We start from the raw sequence: 20,870 nt of genomic DNA on the forward strand, positions 1-20,870 counted from the left end.
ATGGCCGCTACACTTCGTCGAATGACGCTATCACTGTTAGCTCTGATGCCAACGTTTGCTTTTGGGTCCGTGCTAACCGATTTGGATGTGCGCCAAACCGGCAGCGGTGAGGTCGAGCTGCTCCTGCAATTCAGCGGCGGTGTCGCCGAACTGCGCGGCTACCGATTGGACGCGCCGCCCCGCTTGGCGCTGGATCTGGCCGATACGCAGAGCGATCTGCCCCAGCGCCGGATCAGCGTGGAGAACGCAAGCGTCGAGCAGATTACAGCGCTGGAGGGAAATGGCCGAACGCGTCTGGTGGTCGATTTACGCCAGCCGCTCGACTACACCTCCCGAGTGGAAGGCGACCAGCTGCGCATTACGCTGGCGGCGGCTGCCAGTGCGCCGCCGTCTGCGCCAGCGGCCATGAACGCCGCGTCGTCCGAGCCGGTCAGTGGCGGCCTGGAAACCGACGAAGGGCCGCAAGTCACCGACATCGATTTTCGCCGGGGAGCGGATGGCGCCGGTCGTTTGTTGGTTACGTTCGACCGCGAAGGCGTGGTGACCCAGGTGCGCGAAGGCAGTGACGGAGTGGTCGTGGCCGAACTGCGCGATGTGGACATTCCCGATGCGCTCAACCAAATCTACGATGTGACCGATTTCGCGACGCCGATTACGCGCATCACGCCTCGCTCTGGGCAGCGCGATACGCTGCTGGAGCTGCAAACCAACGGTCCCTACGCGATGATCTCATCGCAAAGCGGTCGTACGCTCACCGTCGAAGTGCAGCCAGTGAGCCAAGCCAGTCAGCAAGAGCGCGAGCAGCAGGGCGAGAGTTTTACCGGCGATCGCCTGAGTCTCAATTTCCAAGATATCGAAGTGCGTGCGGTGCTGGCCACCCTGGCCGAATTTACCGGCCTGAACCTGGTGGCGAGCGACAGCGTGACGGGCCGTGTGACGCTCAATCTGAACGACGTGCCCTGGGACCAGGCGCTGGCGCTGATTCTGCAAAGTCAGGGACTCTCAAGCCGTGAGCAGGGCAATGTCATTGTCGTGGCACCGGCGGGGGAGCTGGCGGAGATCGAGCGTCAAGAGATCGAAGCGCGCAACCAGCAGCAGACGTTAGCGCCGCTGGTGACCGAGTTCATCGAGGTGAAATACGCCCGGGCCGAAGACTTGGCCCAACTGCTGCGTGGGGCGGAAGGCTTTGGTTTGCTGACCGAGCGTGGCCGGGTGAGTGTCGATCAGCGCACCAACACGCTGTTGATCCAAGATACCGCCGATCAGGTGCGCGACATCATTCGTACCCTTGACCGTCTTGATGTGGCGGTACGCCAAGTACAGATAGAGGCGCGCATCGTGATTGCCCGGGATACGGCGTCTCGCGAGCTGGGCGTGAACTGGGGCGTTTCCAGCACCCGCGGCTTTGTAGAAGGAGACGACGGCACGTTCTCACGTCGCGATATCAACCCTGACGGCATCAACCGCGCTCAGGGGGGGCTGGCGGTGGATTTGGGCTCCACGGCGGCAGCCAACACCGGCTTTAGCTTTGGCTACCTTTCTGGGGATATTCTGCTCGACCTGGAGCTGCGCGCGTTGGAAAGCGAAGGCAAGAGCCAGACGATCTCCCAGCCCCGCGTGATTACCGCCAACCAGCGCACCGCCACCATTCGCCAGGGCGAAGAGCGGGCGTTCCAGAGTGTCGATGCCCAGGGCAACCCGGATACCGAATTCAAAGAGGCGGAGCTGTCGCTGGAGGTGACCCCACAAATCACCCCGGACAATCGCATCATCATGGATTTGGTGATCAAGAACGATAGTTTCCGTGAAAGCGAGTTTGGCGGCGAGCCGCCCATCGATACCAACCAAATCGAAACCCAGGTGCTGGTGGATAATGGCCAGACGGTGGTGTTAGGCGGTATTTTGACCACAGAGCAGCTTAGCCAAATGGCCAAGACGCCGCTTCTCGGTGACCTTCCGGTGCTAGGACGCCTGTTCCGCTATACCGAAGAGAGCAATGAAAAGGTAGAGTTACTGGTCTTTATTACTCCACGACTACTTGATGATGGTTTGGCGGTTCGCTGATGCAGGATTTACCCAATCTTTTTTTAATAGGCCCCATGGGGGCTGGTAAGAGCACGATAGGCCGCCTGTTGGCGGGAGAGCTATCGCGCCCGTTTTACGATAGCGACCACGCCATACAGGACCGCTGCGGTGCCGATATTCCCTGGATCTTTGACGTAGAGGGCGAGCCCGGCTTTCGCCAGCGTGAAATCCAGATGATCGACGAGCTTACCCAATTAGCGGACGTGGTCGTTGCCACCGGCGGTGGCGCGGTGCTGCGGGAAGAGAACCGCCGTGCCCTGCGTGAGCGCGGCACGGTCATCTACTTGATGACCACCGTCGAACAGCAGCTAAAACGGACCGCCAAGGATCGCAACCGCCCGCTGTTGCAGTGTGCCAACCGCGAGCAGGTGCTCAACGACATGTTTGCCACCCGCGACCCGCTCTACCGCGCGACGTCTGACATTACCGTGCGCACGGATCGCCGAAGCCCGCGGGCGGTGGTCAACGAGATTTTACGCCGCGTACACCGCATGATCGATCCGTTGGACGCTGCCAGCGCCCCGCAGAAAAAGGTATCCCCATGACCGAACAAGCCCATCACCACACGTTAACCGTTGAACTGGGTGAGCGCAGTTATCCCATTCACATTGGCGTGGGGCTGCTCCAACGCTCGGATAGCTTCGTGCCTTATCTGGCAGGTCATCAGGTAATGATCGTCACCAACGAGACGGTGGCCCCGCACTATTTGAAGGCGCTACAGGACGTGTTGCCCGAGCAGCTCGACGTGCGTACCTTGGTGTTGCCTGACGGTGAGCAGTACAAAACCATCGAGCAGGTGGGGCGCATTTGGGATGCGCTGCTCGAAGCAGGCTTCAATCGGCGCTGTACACTGATTGCGCTAGGCGGCGGTGTGATGGGCGATATGGTGGGCTATGCAGCGGCGTCCTATCAGCGCGGCGTGGCGTTCATCCAAGTGCCCACCACGCTGCTGTCGCAGGTGGACTCCTCGGTGGGCGGCAAAACCGGCGTGAACCATCCGCTGGGTAAGAACATGATTGGCGCGTTTTGGCAGCCCAAGGCCGTGGTAGTAGATATCGCTACCCTCACCACCTTGCCCGCTCGGGAACTCTCAGCGGGGCTTGCCGAGGTAGTGAAGTACGGTTTTATTCGCGATGCGGCCTTCCTCGCTTGGCTTGAGCAAAACATGGCGGCGCTACGCCGTGTCGAACCCGAGGTGGTGGCTGAAGCCATCGCCAAGAGCTGCCAGATCAAAGCCGATATCGTGGCGGAAGACGAAACCGAGCAGGGCGTGCGTGCGCTCTTGAACCTTGGACACACCTTCGGCCACGCCATCGAGGCGCATCAAGGCTACGGCAACTGGCTGCACGGCGAAGCCGTGGGAGCGGGCATGGCGATGGCCGCCACGCTCTCTCATCAGCTTGGCTGGATTAGCGCGGATGCACTTGAGCGCACGAAAAGGGTGATTGAAAGCGCGGGTCTTCCGCTGGTCGCGCCCGCGGGCATGTCGACGGATGACTTCTTGGCGCGTATGCGGTTGGATAAAAAGAACGTCGATGCGCGTCTGCGTCTGGTGCTGCTGAAGGACTTGGGCGATGCTTGCGTCAGCGACGCCACTCCAGCCGACACCTTACGGCAGCTACTGGATGGCTATCCTCGCGGCCAGGGGATAGTTGGCTAGCCTCACCGCTCGGAACCCGCCTCTGATCAGGCGGGTTTTTTTCTGCCCGTGAAGAGCCGATACAAGCATTGCGTAATGATATCCGTATGCCTTATGCGCTATCGGCATGGGGTTTCTGGTGATAATTAGACTAAAGTCTAATGAGCTCTTTCGGTCGTTAAAATATCGTTTCTTTGCATTGCAAGCCGTTGAAGTATAACTGTTTTTTTATTGAACGGTAATGCAACTACGGGTTTTGGCGAGGGTTTTTCGCGATTGGCGCGCGCCGGGCGATTGCGCTACGCGGTGGCAAATCGCTATGCTGAGCGACCATTTTCTTGCAGCAGCGAATGCGGAAAACACCCTATTTCGGGCGGGTAACAAGAGCCATAAAAAAAGAAAAACCCGTAACAATACCATAAAAACGCTGCTTACAAAATACGCTGACTAGAGGCACGCCCATGAATAGAGGTCTTCACCAGCCAGGCGAGTTTCGCGATAACTGCGGCTTTGGCCTTATTGCCCACATGGAAGGGCAGGCCAGCCACGACTTGCTGAAAACGGCTATTGAATCACTGACTTGCATGACCCACCGTGGCGGTATCGCGGCAGATGGTAAAACTGGCGACGGTTGCGGCCTGCTGCTAAAGATGCCCGCACAATTCATGCGTGCTGCCGCCAAAGAAGCGCTCGACGTCGAGCTGGGCGAGCGCTTTGCGGTGGGCTCGGTGTTTTTGCCCAACGACGATGCGCGTGCCTCTAAAGCGAAAGAGACGCTGGTTGCTGAACTCAGCGCGCGTGGTTTGGACGTGCTGGGCTGGCGCGTGGTGCCCACGGACTCCAGCGTCTGTGGCCCCATGGCGCTGGACTGCCTGCCGCGCATCGAGCAAGTGTTCGTTGCCCCTGGCAGCAGCGAGCACTTCGATGTCGACCTCTTCATGGGTCGCCGCTACGCCGAGCAGGCGCTGCGCAGTGATGAAGATTTCTACGTGGCGTCGCTCTCCACTGAAGTCGTCTCCTATAAAGGCTTGGTGATGCCGGAAGATCTACCGGCGTTCTACAAAGACCTGAACGATCCGCGTCTGGAAACCGCCATCTGCGTGTTCCACCAGCGCTTCTCGACTAACACCGCACCGCGCTGGCCGTTGGCGCAGCCGTTCCGCCTGCTGGCGCACAACGGTGAAATTAACACCATCGAAGCCAACCGTGGTTGGGCGAACTCGCGTAAGGCGAACTTCGTTAACGAGCGTCTGCCGGATATCGCCAAGCTGGACGAAATCGTCAACACCACCGGCTCCGACTCCTCCAGCATGGATAACATGCTGGAAGTGCTGCTGACCGGCGGCATGGAGCTGCACCGCGCCGTGCGCATGATGGTGCCGCCCGCCTGGCAAAACGTCGAGACCATGGACGCTGAGCTGCGCGCGTTCTACGAGTACAACTCCATGCACATGGAGCCGTGGGACGGCCCTGCGGGCGTGGTGATGACCGACGGCCGCCAAGCAGTCTGTATGCTGGACCGTAACGGCCTGCGCCCCGCGCGCTGGGTGATTACCAAGAATGGCTACATTACCCTGGCCTCCGAAATCGGTACCTACGGCTACAAGCCGGAAGACGTCGTAGCAAAAGGCCGCGTCGGCCCTGGCCAGATGCTGGCCGTGGATACCCAAACGGGCGAAGTACTGCACACTCAGGATATCGATGATCGCCTGAAGTCCGCATACCCCTACAAGCGCTGGCTGAAGCAGGAAGCGAACTACCTGGAGTCGGCGCTGACCGAACTGGCGCGCTTCCAAACGATGGACACTGAGGCACTGAACGTGCAGCAGAAGATGTTCCAGGTGACGTTCGAAGAGCGCGACCAGGTGCTGCGCCCGCTGGCGGAAAGTGGCCAGGAAGCGGTGGGCTCCATGGGGGACGACACGCCCATGGCCGTACTGTCGAGCCGTCCGCGCCTGCTGACCGACTACTTCCGTCAGAAGTTTGCCCAGGTCACCAACCCGCCGATCGATCCGCTGCGCGAAGCGATCGTGATGTCGTTGGAAACCTGCTGTGGTGCGGAGCTGAACGTCTTCAAGGCCACGCCGGAACACGCTCACCGCTTGATTTTGACCACGCCGGTGCTCTCGCCGCGTAAATTCACTGCCCTGGTAAGCCAGGATGATCCGGCTTTTGCCAGCCACATGCTGACGCTGGGCTACGACCCTGAGCAGACCAGCTTGCAGCAGGCGATTACCGCGCTGTGCCAAGAAGCCGAAGCGCAGGTGAAAGCGGGTAAAGTGATTCTGGTGCTGAGCGATGCGGAGCTGCCCAAAGGCCAGTTGCCCATTCAGGCAGCCTTGGCGGTGGGTGCCGTTCACTCCCACCTTGGCCGCTTGGCGCTACGCCCCAACGCCAACATCGTGGTCGAGACTGGCTACGCTCGCGATGCGCACCAGATGGCGGTGCTGTTCGGTGTGGGCGCCACGGCGGTCTACCCGTGGCTGGCGTATCAGGTCATGGCGGATATGCACCGCACGGGCGAGCTGACCGGCAACCCAGCAGATGCTCGCGAGAACTACCGTAAGGGCCTGCAGAAAGGACTGTTCAAGATTCTTTCGAAGATGGGCATTTCGACGCTGGCTTCCTACCGCGGCTCCATGCTGTTTGAAGCCGTCGGCCTGGCGGATGAAGTCATGGATACCTGCTTTGTGGGCATGGCCTCTCGTATTCAGGGCACCGGCTTTGCTGAGCTTCAGCTTCAGCAAGAGCTGCTGGCCAAGGATGCATGGATTCCCCGCAAAGGGATCTCTCAAGGCGGTATGCTCAAGTACGTGCACGGCCACGAGTACCACGCTTATAACCCGGACGTAGTGAAATCGCTGCAAGCCGCTGTGCAAGAAGGCAGCTACGCCAAGTGGAAAAAGTTTGCCCAGCTGGTCAACGAGCGTCCGGTGGCCACCATTCGTGACCTGCTGACGCTTAAGCCTGCTGAGTCTCCGGTGCCGCTGGAAGAAGTCGAGCCCATTGAAGCGCTGATTCCGCGCTTTGATAGCGCCGGCATGTCGCTAGGCGCGCTGTCGCCTGAGGCGCATGAAGCGCTGGCACAGGCCATGAACGAGGCGGGTGGTCGCTCCAACTCCGGTGAGGGCGGCGAAGACCCGGCGCGTTATGGCACCATTCGCAGCTCGAAAATCAAACAAATCGCCTCTGGGCGCTTTGGCGTGACTCCGGCTTACTTGGTCAATGCCGAAGTGCTGCAGATCAAGGTAGCCCAGGGCGCCAAGCCCGGTGAGGGCGGCCAGCTACCGGGCGGTAAGGTCAATCAACTGATTGCCCGCTTGCGCTACTCGGTGCCCGGCGTCACGCTGATTTCGCCGCCGCCGCACCACGATATTTACTCCATCGAAGACTTGGCGCAGCTGATCTTTGACCTCAAGCAGGTCAACCCAGACGCGCAGGTCTCGGTGAAACTAGTCTCCGAGCCAGGGATCGGCACTATTGCCACCGGCGTCGCCAAAGCCTATGCGGATTTGATTACTGTGTCTGGCTACGACGGCGGCACCGCAGCCAGCCCGCTCACCTCCATCAAGCACGCCGGTTCCCCTTGGGAGCTGGGGCTGCCTGAGGTGCATCAAGCGCTGCGCATTAACGGCCTGCGGGACAAAATTCGTCTGCAAACCGATGGTGGTCTGAAGACCGGCCTCGACGTCGTCAAAGCGGCGATTCTGGGTGCTGAAAGCTTCGGTTTCGGCACCGCGCCGATGGTCGCGCTGGGCTGTAAATACCTGCGTATTTGCCACCTGAACAACTGCGCCACCGGTGTTGCAACCCAGGATGACTTCCTGCGTGGCGAGCACTTCCGCGGCACCGTGGATATGGTGAAAAACTACTTCCGCTTTATTGCCGAAGAAGTACGCGAGCTGATGGCCATGCTGGGCGTGCGTAAGCTCACCGACCTGATTGGCCGCACGGACCTGCTGGAAGTGTTGGAAGGCAACACGGCGTCGCAGCGTAAGCTGGACTTAATGCCGCTGCTGGCGAACGACTTCGTGCCTGCAGATGCGCCGCAGTTCTGTGAAGTGAGCCGCAACGTGCCCCACGACCCGGGTGCCAAAAACCAGGAAGTCTTGGCGGCGCTGAAAGAGGCCATTGAGTCTCAGTCTGGCGGCACGTTCGATTTCACCATCACTAACTGCGACCGCAGTGTAGGGGCGCTCACCTCCGGGGCGATTGCCAAGCGTTACGGTGAAGAGGGCCTTGAGGCCGCTCCGGTCACCGCGCGCTTTACCGGCGTGGCAGGCCAGAGCTTTGGGGTGTGGAACGCCCGCGGCCTGAACCTTTACCTGGAAGGCGATGCCAACGACTATGTCGGTAAAGGCATGAACGGCGGCAGCATTGTGATCGTGCCGCCGAAAGTCAGCCAGTTCGAGAGCCACAAAACGGCCATCATCGGCAACACCTGCCTCTATGGGGCGACAGGCGGCACACTGTTTGCCGCAGGTACCGCCGGCGAGCGCTTTGCGGTGCGTAACTCCGGCGCAACGGCTGTGATCGAAGGCGCGGGCGACCACTGCTGTGAGTACATGACCGGTGGTTTGGTCTGCGTGCTGGGTGAAACCGGCGTTAACTTTGGGGCGGGCATGACCGGTGGTTTTGCCTACGTGTTGGATGAAGATCGGACCTTCGTGGATAAGTACAACCATGAGTTGGTCGAGATTCACCGGGTCAACACCGAAGCGATGGAAGCCTACCGTCGACACCTGCGGGAAATGATCGAGGCCTACGTGGCCGCGACGGGTTCCGCACGCGGTGCGGCGATTCTGGAAGACTTCAGCGACTACGCGCGCCACTTCTGGCTGGTGAAGCCAAAAGCGGCCAGCCTGGGTAGTCTGCTGGATCAGTCTCGGCGTCAGCCGCAATAACCGTCAGCGCCTACGCTTCGAGGAGAGAGATCATGGCCAACCGTTTAAACAACGATTTTCAGTTTGTCGACGTGGGTCGTAAAGACCCACAGAAAAAACCGGCGCATACCCGGGCCAAAGAGTTCGCGGAAATTTACGAGCCGTTCAAGCCCACCGATGCGGCGAGCCAAGCGCACCGCTGCTTGCACTGCGGCAACCCTTACTGCGAGTGGAAGTGCCCGGTACACAACTACATCCCCAACTGGCTGCAGCTGGTGGTGGAAGGCAACATTATCGAAGCCGCCGAGCTGTCCCACAAAACTAACTCGCTGCCGGAAGTGTGTGGCCGCGTGTGCCCCCAGGACCGTCTGTGTGAGGGCGACTGTACCCTGAACGACGGCTTTGGCGCGGTCACCATTGGCTCGGTAGAGAAGTACATTACCGATACCGCCTTTGCCATGGGCTGGCGCCCGGATATGTCCAAGGTGGTGTGGACCGATAAAAAGGTTGCCATTGTCGGTGCTGGCCCTGCGGGCTTAGGCTGTGCCGATATTCTGGCGCGCAATGGCGTCAAGCCAGTGGTGTTCGATAAGTACCCCGAAATTGGCGGTCTGCTGACTTTCGGTATTCCTGAGTTCAAGCTGGAAAAGAACGTCATGGAGCGCCGTCGTGCGGTATTCGAGGAGATGGGCGTCGAGTTCCGTCTGAATACCGAAATCGGCACCGATGTCGAGTTCGAGACGCTGCTGCAGGAGTACGACGCGGTGTTCCTGGGCATGGGGACGTACAAGTACATGCAGGGCGGCTTCCCCGGTGAAGACCTGCCCGGCGTCTACAAAGCGCTGGATTTCCTGATTGCCAACGTCAACCGCCGCTTGGGCTTCGAGAAAGACCCGAACGACTTTATCTCGATGGAAGGCAAGCGCGTGGTGGTGCTGGGCGGTGGCGATACCGCGATGGACTGTAACCGCACCTCGATTCGTCAGCGCGCCGCCAGCGTGACCTGTGCCTACCGCCGCGATGAAGAGAACATGCCGGGCTCGCGCCGTGAAGTGGCCAATGCGCGGGAAGAGGGCGTCGAGTTCCTGTTCAACCGCCAGCCGGTAGCGGTAGTGGGTGAAGACAAGGTCGAAGGCGTAAAAGTGGTTCGTACGCGCCTGGGCGAGCCGGATGAGAATGGCCGTCGTCGTCCTGAAGTCGTGCCGGGGTCTGAAGAGATCATCGCCGCTGATGCCGTGGTGGTGGCTTTCGGTTTCCAGGCAAGCCCGGCGCCGTGGTTCGATAGCGCCAATATCGACGTTAACGAATGGGATCTTGTTAAAGCGCCTGAGCACGGTCAGTACGCCTTCCAAACCAGCAACGAGAAAATCTTTGCCGGTGGCGATATGGTGCGCGGCTCCGATCTCGTGGTCACCGCTATTTATGAAGGGCGTCAGGCCGCCGAGGGCATTCTGGATTACCTAGGCGTGTAAAGTGTGTATGTCATGCCGAACAGCACCAGGGGTAGGTCGTAGCGAGGGTCTTCTTGTCATGGATGACAAAAGTAGCGCCCAGGATTGGGTTTACAGTGCCTCGCGCAGATCTACCTCTGGGGCAACTGAGCATCGGCATCCTTTAGCCCGATCAATTGGCTTCCCACTGCTTATATATAGCCAGTGCTAGAGTGGGAGGCAGCTTTAGCTCGCGACCGAGGCTGGCGCTGTTTCAGTTCAAATTGAGCCTTAAGGCGTACTCTGCTATTCTGTCGTCCCATCCTGGTGTGGCTTTCTGTTACGCCTTTTGATCACGTTTCGACAGGTTTTCCATGACACGATATATCTTCGTGACCGGCGGCGTTGTGTCCTCTCTTGGCAAGGGCATCGCGTCGGCCTCGCTGGCGGCGATTCTAGAGGCCCGCGGCCTTAAGGTCACCATGCTCAAGCTCGACCCGTACATCAACGTGGACCCGGGCACCATGAGTCCTTTCCAGCACGGCGAGGTGTTCGTCACTGAGGATGGCGCCGAGACGGACTTGGACTTAGGTCACTACGAGCGCTTTATTCGCACCAAAATGACCCAGGGCAACAACTTCACCACAGGCCGTGTGTACGAACACGTGCTGCGCAAAGAGCGCCGTGGCGATTACCTGGGTGGCACTGTGCAGGTCATTCCGCACATTACCGATGAGATCAAGCAGCGCGTCTACGCCGGAGGCGAAGGCTTCGACGTGGCGCTGGTGGAGATCGGCGGTACGGTGGGCGATATCGAATCGCTGCCGTTCCTAGAATCTATTCGTCAGATCCGCAGCGAGCTGGGCGCTAGCCGCGCCATTTACATGCACCTGACTCTGGTGCCGTACATCAAGACTGCTGGCGAAACCAAAACCAAGCCGACGCAGCACAGTGTCAAAGAGCTGCGCTCTATCGGTATCCAGCCCGATATTTTGATTTGCCGCAGCGAAGTGGAGCTTGAGGAGAGCGAGCGTCGCAAGATTGCCTTGTTCACCAACGTGGAAGAGCGCGCGGTGGTGCCGCTGCAAGATGCCGACACCATCTACCGCATTCCGCTGATGCTGCACGAGCACGGCCTCGACGATATCGTCTGCGACAAGCTGCGCCTGGAAGCAGCACCTGCGGACCTGTCGGAGTGGGTCAAGGTACTCGATGCCAAGCTCAACCCGCTGAAGTCCGTCAGCATCGCCATGGTCGGCAAGTACATGGAGCTGCTGGATGCGTACAAGTCGCTGAACGAAGCGCTGATCCACGCAGGTATTCAGGGCCGCATCAAAGTCAACGTCGACTACATCGACTCTGAAGACATCGAGCGTCACGGCACCGAGCGTCTGGCAGGTAAAGACGCCATTCTGGTGCCCGGCGGTTTTGGCGAGCGCGGCGTGGAAGGCAAGATCCTGACCGCCCAGTTTGCCCGTGAAAACAACATCCCTTACCTGGGTATCTGTCTAGGCATGCAGGTAGCGGTGATCGAGTTCGCCCGCAACGTGGCTGGCTGGAAAGACGCCAACTCCACCGAGTTTACCCACGATACCAAGCACCCGGTGGTGGGGTTGATCACCGAGTGGATCAATGCCGAAGGCAAGATCGAGCTGCGCGACGCGGCCTCCGACCTGGGCGGCACCATGCGTTTGGGCGGCCAAGTGTGCCATCTGGCCGCTGGCAGCAAAGCCCGCGAAGCGTACGGTGCCGACGAAATCGTTGAGCGTCATCGCCACCGCTTCGAGGTCAACAACCAGTTCATCGATGATCTGGAAGCCGCAGGCCTGGTGATTTCGGGCAAGAGCGTCGACCAGTCGCTGGTCGAAGTCGTCGAGCTGGCGGACCACCCTTGGTACGTGGCGTGTCAGTTCCACCCGGAGTTCACGTCGACGCCTCGCGACGGTCATCCGCTCTTCTCTGGCTTCGTCAATGCCGCGCTAGAGCATAAAACGGCACGTACCCGTGCCCACGCCGCACCTCAGGAATAAAGGGGGAAGCATGTCTTCTCAATCCCAATTCCCAGAGCATCACATCAACGTTGCCGGCTTAACCGCCGGCAATTCTTTGCCGCTTATGCTGCTAGGCGGCATGAACGTGCTGGAGTCGGCGGAGCTGGCCGATGAAGTCGCGCAGGCCTACGTGAATGTGACGCAAAAGCTGGGTATGCCTTATGTGTTCAAGGCCAGTTTCGATAAAGCGAATCGCAGCTCGATCCACTCCTATCGTGGTCCTGGGCTGGAAAAAGGCCTGCAAATTCTGGCCGATATCAAAGCTCGCTATAACGTACCCATCATTACCGATGTGCACGAGCCGTGGCAGGCAGCGCCTGCGGCAGAAGTCGCCGATATTATCCAACTGCCGGCCTTCTTGGCTCGCCAAACCGATCTCGTGGTGGCGATGGCGAAAACCGGTGCGGCGATCAATATCAAGAAGCCGCAGTTTTTGGCCCCCCATGAAATGCGCCATATCCTCACCAAGTTTCAGGAAGCGGGCAACGACCGCCTGATGCTGTGCGAGCGGGGCACCAGTTTTGGCTACAACAACCTCGTCGTGGATATGCTGGGCTTTGGTGACATGAAGCAGACCGGCTACCCGGTGTTCTTCGATGTGACCCACGCCTTGCAGCGCCCCGGTGGCCGTGCGGACAGCGCCGATGGCCGCCGTGCTCAGGTTGCCGAGCTTGCTCGTGCGGGCGTTGCCGTGGGCTTGGCCGGACTGTTTTTGGAAGCTCATCCAGACCCCGATAACGCCAAGTGCGACGGCCCCTGCGCGCTGCCGCTGGACCAGCTTGAGCCGTTCTTGACGCAGCTGTCGCAATTAGACGCGCTGGTAAAAGGCTTTGAGCCCTTGACCATCCGTTAATCGCGGCGGCAATCCGTGGTATACATTGGACCTCTCATCGATTAGACCGACAACCAAAGGACACTGTAATGACCAAAATTGTTGAAATCAGTGCGCTGGAAGTGCTCGATTCGCGCGGCAATCCGACCGTTCAGGCCACCGTACGTTTGGAAAGCGGTGCCGTCGGCGTTGCCTGCGCACCCAGCGGTGCCTCCACGGGCTCCCGCGAAGCGCTCGAGCTGCGCGATGGCGACAAGGCACGCTACCTCGGCAAAGGTGTTTTGAAAGCCGTCGAGGCCGTGAATGGCAAGATCCGCGATGCGTTGTTGGGAATGGATGCGCGGGACCAGCGGGGCTTGGACGACGCCATGCTGGCGCTGGACGGCACGGATAACAAAGCCACCCTCGGTGCCAATGCGATTCTGGCGGTATCTCTGGCGGCGGCGAAAGCGGCGGCAAACGCCAAAGGCGTGCCGCTGTATGCGCATATCGCCGAGCTATACGGCCAGCCCGGCCAGTACAGCATGCCGGTGCCGATGATGAACATTCTGAACGGCGGCGAGCACGCGGATAACAACGTGGACATCCAGGAGTTCATGGTACAGCCAGTCGGCGCTGCGAACTTCCGTGAAGGTCTGCGTATGGGCGCGGAGATTTTCCACGCGCTGAAAAAAGTGCTCTCCGCCAAAGGCCTCTCGACGTCGGTGGGCGATGAGGGTGGCTTTGCGCCGAACTTGGCGTCCAACGCCGACGCGCTGGCGGTCATCAAGCAAGCCGTTGCCGATGCGGGTTACACCTTGGGCAGCGACGTCACGCTGGCGCTGGACTGTGCCTCATCCGAGTTCTACAAAGACGGCCAGTACAACCTCTCTGGCGAAGGCAAGAGCTACGACGCCGAAGGTTTTGCGGACTACCTGGCGGGCCTGTGTGCCGACTATCCGATCGTCTCGATCGAAGATGGCATGGACGAGTCCGACTGGGCCGGTTGGAAGGCGCTGACCGACAAGCTGGGCGACAAAGTGCAGCTGGTGGGGGACGACCTGTTCGTGACCAACACCAAGATCCTCAAGCGCGGCATCGATGAGCAGATCGGTAACTCCATCCTGATCAAGTTCAACCAAATCGGCTCGCTGTCTGAAACCTTGGATGCGATCAAAATGGCCCAGGATGCAGGCTTCACGGCGGTCATCTCCCACCGCAGTGGCGAAACCGAAGACACCACCATTGCCGATCTGGCCGTGGGCACCTGCGCGGGTCAAATCAAGACCGGCTCACTGTGCCGCTCTGACCGTGTCGCGAAGTACAACCGCCTGCTGGTGATCGAAGCCGAGCTTGGCGATGTGAGCTACCCCGGTTTGAAAGCGATTAAAGGTCAGTAAGCGGAAAAATAGCCTCCGCGTGTAAGAGATCTCTCAAAAATTTGTAAGAGATCTCTTACAAATGCCGACGACATTCGCTCGGAACCATGTAAGAAAAAGCGAATTTTTTCACTAATCTTAATTTAAGTCGTTGATATTTAAGATTTTAGTGAGAGAAGGGCGAGCCGGTAAGGCTCGCCTTTTGCGTTTTGGGCTTGGTTGAGAAGTTAGCCGCTTCTGCCACAATGATCTCAGGACAAGGGGAGGCAAGGATGCTTCAGGCAGGATGCAACGGGATGCAGGTAGGTGCGCCGGGTGACACAGTGATGTGAGCCCTGGCAAGGACGTCACCTGAGGAGGTTGACACAGGGAGTGGTCAGAGGAAGTGCTTGGAGCGGGCGGCCTACGGGCCGCCTTTTTTTATGCCCGCCATTTACGCAGCGCTGAAGCGCTGTTCATCGGCTCACAAAAAAACCAGCGCGTACGCTGGTTTTTTGCGGCGTGTCGACACGCAGCGCTTAGCGCTCGAGTTTTTCCAGCTTGCCGGTTTTGCCGTCCCACTCTTCGGCATCGGGGAGCGGGTCTTTCTTCTCGGCAATATTGGGCCACACCTCGGCCAGCTCCGCGTTGATCTCGATGAACTGCTCCTGACCATCGGGCAGCTCGTCCTCGGAGAATATCGCCTCAGCCGGACACTCTGGTTCACACAGCGCGCAGTCGATGCACTCGTCTGGGTGAATGACCAGGAAATTGGGGCCTTCGTAGAAACAGTCGACCGGGCACACTTCCACACAGTCGGTGTATTTGCATTGGATGCAGTTCTCGGTAACGACAAACGTCATCTTGCTATCCCTCTTGCGAGACCGAGAAGTCTCCCGGTCGTGGTCAATCGTGAATGGTTATAAATCAGCGGTTTTTTATAAGATAAAAAAGTATGGCCGACATTCTAGTGGTGCCCATACCCGGCGGCAAGCGCTCACGCTCATCTGTTGATGCGATTACTGCCGCTCATTATATCCATTGTCTATAGCAGCTCTCGCCACTGATACAACAGGGCCAGCGCTTCCCGAGGCGACAAGTCGTCGATATCCGCCTTGCCGAGCGCTTCCACCACCGGGTGTGGGGCGCTAGCGAACAGGTCGTTTTGCTGCGGTATCGACGGGCTCTCCGCCGGTCGCTGCTGTTCGTCGACATCCCGCTGTTCGAGCATCATCAGCTTTTCCCGAGCGCGGCGAATCACCGGATTAGGCACGCCGGCGAGCTGGGCGACCTGCAAGCCATAGCTCTGACTGGCAGGACCCGCCTCGATACGGTGCATGAACACGATACCATCGCCGTGCTCTGTCGCTGTCAGATGAATATTGGCGACGCCCTCCGCCTGCTCAGGCAGCGCCGTCATTTCAAAATAGTGCGTGGCAAACAGCGTGAGCGCCCGCGCGTTGGCGAGATGCTCAGCGCTTGCCCAGGCCAAGGAGAGCCCGTCGAAGGTACTGGTGCCGCGGCCAATCTCATCCATCAGCACCAGGCTATGCTCGGTGGCATTATGCAGGATATTGGCGGTTTCGGTCATTTCCACCATGAAAGTCGAGCGTCCGCCGGCGAGGTCATCCGACGAGCCAATTCGGGTAAAGATACGGTCGACCGGGCCGATCTCGGCGGCATCGGCGGGCACGAAGCTGCCGCTATGGGCGAGTAGCGCAATCAACGCCGTCTGGCGCATGTAGGTCGATTTACCGCCCATGTTGGGGCCGGTAATGATCAGCATGTGCTGCTGCGGGGTTAGCCGCACGTCGTTGGGCACGAACGGTTTGTCGCTGACCTGCTCCACGACCGGGTGGCGCCCGGCAGTAATGGTGATGCCGGTGGCCTCCACCAATCGAGGGCGCACCCAGTTGAGGGCGTCGGCGCGCTCGGCGAAGGCGCACAGCACGTCTAGCTCTGCGAGTGCACGAGAGGTGTTTTGTAGCTCGTGCAATTGGGCGTTGAGGTCAGCCAGGAGCTGATCGTAAAGCCATTTTTCCCGAGTGAGCGCCCGCGACTTGGCGGAAAGTGCCTTGTCCTCGAACTCTTTCAGCTCGGGAATGATGAAGCGTTCGGCGTTTTTCAGCGTTTGGCGACGGATGTAGTCGGCGGGCGCGTGCTGCGCCTGGGCGCGAGGGAGCTCGATGAAGTAGCCGTGTACGCGGTTATAGCCCACTTTGAGGTTGGCGAGTCCGGTGCGCTCGCGCTCTCTTCTTTCCAGTTGTACGAGGTAGTCGCCAGCGTTTTCGGCCATACCGCGGTGCTCGTCCAGCTCGGCATCGAAGCCGTCGGCAATCACGCCGCCATCCCGAATCACGACGGGTGGGTTGTCGACCATCGCGCGCGCTAGCGTATCGGCCAGCTCGGGGTAGGGTCGAATGTGTGGCTTGAGGCTATCCAGGGCGCTGCCGCTGTCGATATCGGTCAGCAGCGCTTCCAGCGTGGGCAGCGTGGCGAGCGCATCTCTCAGACGCGCGAGATCGCGTGGGCGCGCGCTGTAAAGAGCCACGCGGGCGAGTATGCGTTCCACGTCCCCCACGTCGTTCAACGTCTCCCGCAGGCTCATGTAAGCGGCATCGATGGAGAGCAGGGCAACACCGGCTTGGCGGCCCTCGACGATCTCTCGCTGGCGCAGCGGGCGGTTCAGCCAGCGCTTTAAAAGCCGCGACCCCATGGCGGTGGTGCAGGTATCGAGCACGCTGGCCAGGGTGTTATCGCTGGTACCCCCTAGATTGATGTCGATCTCCAGGTTACGGCGGCTGGCGGCGTCGATCACCACGGCATCATCGCGGTTCTCTACGCTGATGGCGGTCACGTGGGGCAGGCGCGAGCGCTGGGTATCGCGGGCGTAGTCGATCAGGACACCGGCCGCGATCAGCGCCGTGGAGAGGTGCGCGCAGCCAAAGCCACGCAGGTCACTGACTTCAAACTGGTCGCATAGGCTGCGGGTGGCGCTCTCCAGATCGAATAGCCACTCCCCCTGGCGGCGTAGGCTGCGCTGTTGCGACCACGCATCAGGCAAGGTCAGACTCTCCGGCACCAGCAGCTCAGCGGGAGAGAGACGAGTAAGCTCGGCGAGCATTTCCGCTTCGCTCTCGACTTCCAGTACGTTGAAACGACCGCTGGAGAGCTCCAGCCACGCCAATCCCCAGCCTGCTTTGCCGGGGGCAACGGCCACCAGGACGTTATCTCGCCGAGCATCGAGCAGGGCTTCATCGTGCAGCGTACCGGGCGTCACGATACGCACTACCTTGCGCTCTACGGGCCCCTTGCTGGTGGCCGGGTCGCCGATTTGCTCGCAAATCGCCACCGACTCCCCGCCGGCCACCAAGCGTGCCAAATACCCCTCGGCGCTATGGTAGGGCACGCCAGCCATGGGGATGGGCTTGCCTCCAGATTGGCCGCGTTGCGTCAGCGTAATATCCAGCAGCGCGGCGGCGCGTTTTGCGTCGTCGAAAAATAGCTCGTAAAAATCCCCCATGCGGTAAAACAGCAGTACCTCGGGGTGCTCGCGCTTGATGTTAAGGTATTGCGCCATCATTGGCGTATGGGCGGGGCTGGCCTGTGACATGGGCGTCCTGATTGAGCGTGGCGCAAGCGTTGGGCCTGCGGCATGTTCGTTGGGCAATTTCGTTGAGAAAGCTAAACGCAGTATTCTACGCTACCCTAAGGTCTTACATGAAGGAGTCACCATGGCCCCCAGTGTTTCCAGCCTCAAGAATCTCGATTTATCGCTGCTTGCCCAGCGCCTGGGGCGTCAATGCCTTCAACTGGGCGTGGAGGTGACCACCGCAGAGTCATGTACCGGTGGCGGCATCGCTAGCGCCATCACCTCGGTGGCTGGCAGTTCGGCCTATTTTACGGCGGGCTACGTTACGTACTCCAACGCCGCGAAAACACGTCTGTTAGGCGTGGAGGCGGCCACTCTCGCTGACCACGGCGCGGTCAGCGAACCCGTGGTGAAGCGCATGGTCGCCGGTGCCTGCCGCGAGAGCGGTGCCGATGTGGCCGTCGCGGTGAGCGGGGTGGCAGGGCCCGATGGTGGCAGTGATGACAAGCCGGTAGGTACCGTGTGGATCGCTTGGGGCTGTGCCGAACAGCAAGAGGCCGAGCGCTTCCTTTTTCCTGGCGATCGCCAAGCGGTGCGTGAGCAGGCGGTGCGTGAAGCCCTGGCGGGGCTGGTCGCTCGGTTGAGCGCCCAGGCGCAGAAGAAATAATCGTTAAAGTTGCCGTCGAGGATTTGTTTAGTCGCTAATCTTTGGCATACTACTGGCTAATTATACAGCTTGTTATGAGGAATCTCTGCATGGCTCAGGAAGACAACCGCACAAAAGCGCTTAATGCCGCACTCAGCCAAATTGACCGTCAGTTTGGCAAAGGAACCGTTATGCGCCTCGGCGATGCGCCTCGCGTCGTTATGCCGTCTGTCTCCACTGGTTCTTTAGGGCTGGATATTGCCCTGGGCATTGGTGGTTTGCCGTTTGGTCGCGTCGTCGAAATCTTTTAATTGGTACTAGAAAAAATGGTACAAGCTAACCGAGTGAGTGAGTAACAGCTCCGCAATGCTTTAATAAATATTTTTTAATTTTGTACCAGTACAATTTAGAGCAAGCTCGCCTAATTATGTAGCATTTTTTGGAGAAAGATCATGAATGATGAGAACCGCAAAAAGGCCCTGTCTGCCGCGTTGAGTCAGATCGAACGTCAGTTCGGTAAAGGTGCTGTTATGAAAATGAATGAGTCAGCGGGCCCAATGCCTGCGATCTCTACGGGCTCTCTGGGTCTCGATATTGCACTTGGCATAGGCGGGCTACCATTGTCCAGAATTTGCGAGATATATGGCCCAGAAAGTGCAGGTAAGTCCACACTTTGTTTGCAGCTGGTGGCCGAAGCACAGAAGAAAGGTTTAAGCGCGGCGTTTATTGATGCAGAGCACGCACTAGATCCAGTTTACGCTGAAAAGCTAGGCGTTGACTTGGATGAATTGTTGGTTTCTCAGCCAGATACTGGTGAGCAGGCTCTTGAAATCACTGACATGCTTGTTCGCTCCAACTCTGTTGGCTTGATCATCATCGACTCTGTCGCAGCGCTTGTGCCGCGGGCGGAGATCGAAGGCGAAATGGGCGACTCCCATGTTGGCTTGCAAGCAAGATTAATGTCCCAGGCTCTGCGTAAGCTAACTGGTAACGTAAAAAACGCGAACTGTCTTGTCGTGTTTGTCAACCAGATTCGGATGAAGATCGGTGTGATGTTCGGTTCTCCTGAAACTACCACCGGTGGTAACGCGTTAAAATTTTACTCCAGCGTGCGCTTGGATATCCGTCGCACTGGTTCGGTAAAAGTGGGTGACGAAGTCACTGGTAACGAAACTCGTGTTAAAGTGGTGAAAAACAAGGTGGCGCCGCCCTTTAGACAGGCGGAATTCCAGATTATTTACGGTAAAGGGATTTATCATGCTGGTGAGGTCATCGATCTTGGCGTGCAGTGTAAATTGGTCGATAAAGCCGGTGCCTGGTACAGCTATAAAGGCAAAAAAATCGGTCAAGGTAAGGCCAATGCTGCGCAGTATTTAGAAGACAATCCGGAAATCTCAGACGAGATTGAAGCTGAAATACGTCGCCAACTGATGCCAGTCGCGCAGCGCAAGGGCGAAGACAAAGCTGTAGCTGTACAGGTACCAGAAGAGGACGCCTAACGCAGATTGTTAAAGGTTTTTACAAACCTTGTCCATGCGCAACACCTAAATTAAACTAATAAGTGCAGCACCCGCGGTTTGTTGTTCTCCAAGTATTCACTTAATAACACCTGGGCTGGGGGCGGTATCTCAGCCTCTTTCTTAGTCTATCGTTCAGCTTATCGACCACTCTTCTTAGCTCTGTGTCAGACAAGGTTCGAAAGTCAGTCCCTTTCAGGAAATATTGGCGAATCAGGCCATTCGTATTTTCATTGGTGCCACGCTGGCATGAGTGGTACGTGTCACAAAAACAGATCTTGGCTGAGACGGTCTTAGTAACTGTCGGTGCTCGGCGAATTCAGAACCGTTATCCAAGGTGATGGTCTGCACTGCGCCTCGGCGTGGTTCTAACAACCGGATCATCGTCTTGGCAGTTTCAGTGGCCGTTATCTTCGGTAGGCGCGCTGCTAAGAGGTAGCCGCTGTGTCGTTCGATCAGGGGAGAGTGCGTCCTGGTATTTGGCGGTCGCGATATAGAGGCGAGCAGCGTGGCGCTGGCATTGCTTTTAGGCAAAACAGCTTGGCCGGCGGCGCGGGGGCGGTCTTCATGCCTTCTTCGCACGTCGGGCAGGCATATTTGCGGCGCACATGACGGGTCACCTCGATCCGGGCAGGCAACCCGTGCAGTTTCTCAATGACCTCTTCACCGATTATCTTTAGCGCGGCACTGTCCTTGTGGCAGTGGTGATCGTTATCGGGCAGTTCATGCACCACCTCAACGCGCGGTAGTTCTGGCGGTAGCGCCACACGCCCGGCGCGCGTGCGACGATTAGCAGTTGAGGTCGTATCGCACGTTGCGTCATCAGCGACCTTCCCAGCAAACCACTGACACTTCTAG

General features: G+C 58.8%; 14 protein-coding genes and 1 pseudogene. 11 read left to right on the top strand and 4 right to left on the bottom strand.

Features of this window, described 5'->3' with window-relative positions; genetic code table 11:
- From QIT27_RS11930 to eno, 8 genes are all read left to right on the top strand, one after another.
- A complete protein-coding gene (locus QIT27_RS11930) occupies positions 1 to 2,064 on the top strand; it encodes a type IV pilus secretin PilQ (RefSeq protein ID WP_285263943.1) in 2,064 nt (687 codons plus the stop codon).
- Positions 2,064 to 2,630 (top strand): shikimate kinase AroK, encoded by a 567-nt coding sequence (aroK, locus tag QIT27_RS11935; protein WP_159341240.1) that lies wholly within the window; start codon positions 2,064 to 2,066, stop codon positions 2,628 to 2,630. Before QIT27_RS11930 ends, aroK begins: the two co-directional genes overlap by 1 nt.
- The gene (gene aroB, locus QIT27_RS11940) at positions 2,627 to 3,745 is read left to right on the top strand and encodes a 3-dehydroquinate synthase (RefSeq protein ID WP_159341241.1); all 1,119 of its coding nucleotides are present in this window, start codon (positions 2,627 to 2,629) and stop codon (positions 3,743 to 3,745) included. The genes aroK and aroB overlap by 4 nt, the downstream gene beginning before the upstream one ends.
- Positions 3,746 to 4,185: 440 nt before the next feature.
- Positions 4,186 to 8,628 (top strand): glutamate synthase large subunit, encoded by a 4,443-nt coding sequence (gltB, locus tag QIT27_RS11945; RefSeq protein WP_285263944.1) that lies wholly within the window; start codon positions 4,186 to 4,188, stop codon positions 8,626 to 8,628.
- Between the two features lie 32 nt (positions 8,629 to 8,660).
- Positions 8,661 to 10,079: a glutamate synthase small subunit GltD family protein gene (locus QIT27_RS11950; RefSeq protein ID WP_062362444.1), complete on the top strand. Its 1,419-nt coding sequence runs from the start codon at positions 8,661 to 8,663 to the stop codon at positions 10,077 to 10,079.
- A 332-nt stretch (positions 10,080 to 10,411) separates the two neighbouring features.
- Complete coding sequence (gene pyrG, locus QIT27_RS11955) at positions 10,412 to 12,067, top strand: CTP synthase (protein ID WP_285263945.1); 1,656 nt, start codon at positions 10,412 to 10,414, stop codon at positions 12,065 to 12,067.
- Between the two features lie 10 nt (positions 12,068 to 12,077).
- Complete coding sequence (gene kdsA / locus QIT27_RS11960; protein ID WP_285263946.1) at positions 12,078 to 12,941, top strand: 3-deoxy-8-phosphooctulonate synthase; 864 nt, start codon at positions 12,078 to 12,080, stop codon at positions 12,939 to 12,941.
- A 68-nt stretch (positions 12,942 to 13,009) separates the two neighbouring features.
- Positions 13,010 to 14,299, top strand: coding sequence for a phosphopyruvate hydratase (gene eno / locus QIT27_RS11965; RefSeq protein WP_253016641.1), 1,290 nt, complete (start codon positions 13,010 to 13,012; stop codon positions 14,297 to 14,299).
- Between the two features lie 497 nt (positions 14,300 to 14,796).
- Here the strand turns inward: eno and fdxA are convergent, their stop codons facing one another.
- Both fdxA and mutS read right to left on the bottom strand, forming a co-directional pair.
- Positions 14,797 to 15,120: a ferredoxin FdxA gene (fdxA, locus tag QIT27_RS11970; protein WP_044628866.1), complete on the bottom strand. Its 324-nt coding sequence runs from the start codon at positions 15,118 to 15,120 to the stop codon at positions 14,797 to 14,799.
- A 182-nt stretch (positions 15,121 to 15,302) separates the two neighbouring features.
- Positions 15,303 to 17,870: a DNA mismatch repair protein MutS gene (gene mutS / locus QIT27_RS11975; RefSeq protein WP_285263947.1), complete on the bottom strand. Its 2,568-nt coding sequence runs from the start codon at positions 17,868 to 17,870 to the stop codon at positions 15,303 to 15,305.
- 121 nt (positions 17,871 to 17,991) lie between these two features.
- Here mutS and QIT27_RS11980 point away from each other — a divergent pair, with 121 nt between their 5' ends.
- From QIT27_RS11980 to recA, 3 genes are all read left to right on the top strand, one after another.
- The gene (locus tag QIT27_RS11980) at positions 17,992 to 18,516 is read left to right on the top strand and encodes a CinA family protein (protein ID WP_285263948.1); all 525 of its coding nucleotides are present in this window, start codon (positions 17,992 to 17,994) and stop codon (positions 18,514 to 18,516) included.
- 89 nt (positions 18,517 to 18,605) lie between these two features.
- The gene (locus tag QIT27_RS11985; protein WP_044628863.1) at positions 18,606 to 18,806 is read left to right on the top strand and encodes a hypothetical protein; all 201 of its coding nucleotides are present in this window, start codon (positions 18,606 to 18,608) and stop codon (positions 18,804 to 18,806) included.
- A 138-nt stretch (positions 18,807 to 18,944) separates the two neighbouring features.
- Complete coding sequence (gene recA, locus QIT27_RS11990) at positions 18,945 to 19,994, top strand: recombinase RecA (RefSeq protein WP_285263957.1); 1,050 nt, start codon at positions 18,945 to 18,947, stop codon at positions 19,992 to 19,994.
- A 45-nt stretch (positions 19,995 to 20,039) separates the two neighbouring features.
- On the opposite strand, the pseudogene QIT27_RS17070 reads toward recA, so the two are convergent.
- A pseudogene (locus QIT27_RS17070) lies at positions 20,040 to 20,471 on the bottom strand (IS30 family transposase); the annotation flags it as partial.
- Entirely contained in the window at positions 20,468 to 20,779 is a 312-nt protein-coding gene (locus tag QIT27_RS11995) for an IS66 family transposase zinc-finger binding domain-containing protein (RefSeq protein ID WP_239285177.1), read from the bottom strand. The pseudogene QIT27_RS17070 and the gene QIT27_RS11995, both read right to left, overlap by 4 nt.
- Positions 20,780 to 20,870 lie beyond the last annotated feature (91 nt).

This window comes from Halomonas sp. LC1 (assembly GCF_030247125.1).
Lineage (GTDB): Bacteria > Pseudomonadota > Gammaproteobacteria > Pseudomonadales > Halomonadaceae > Vreelandella.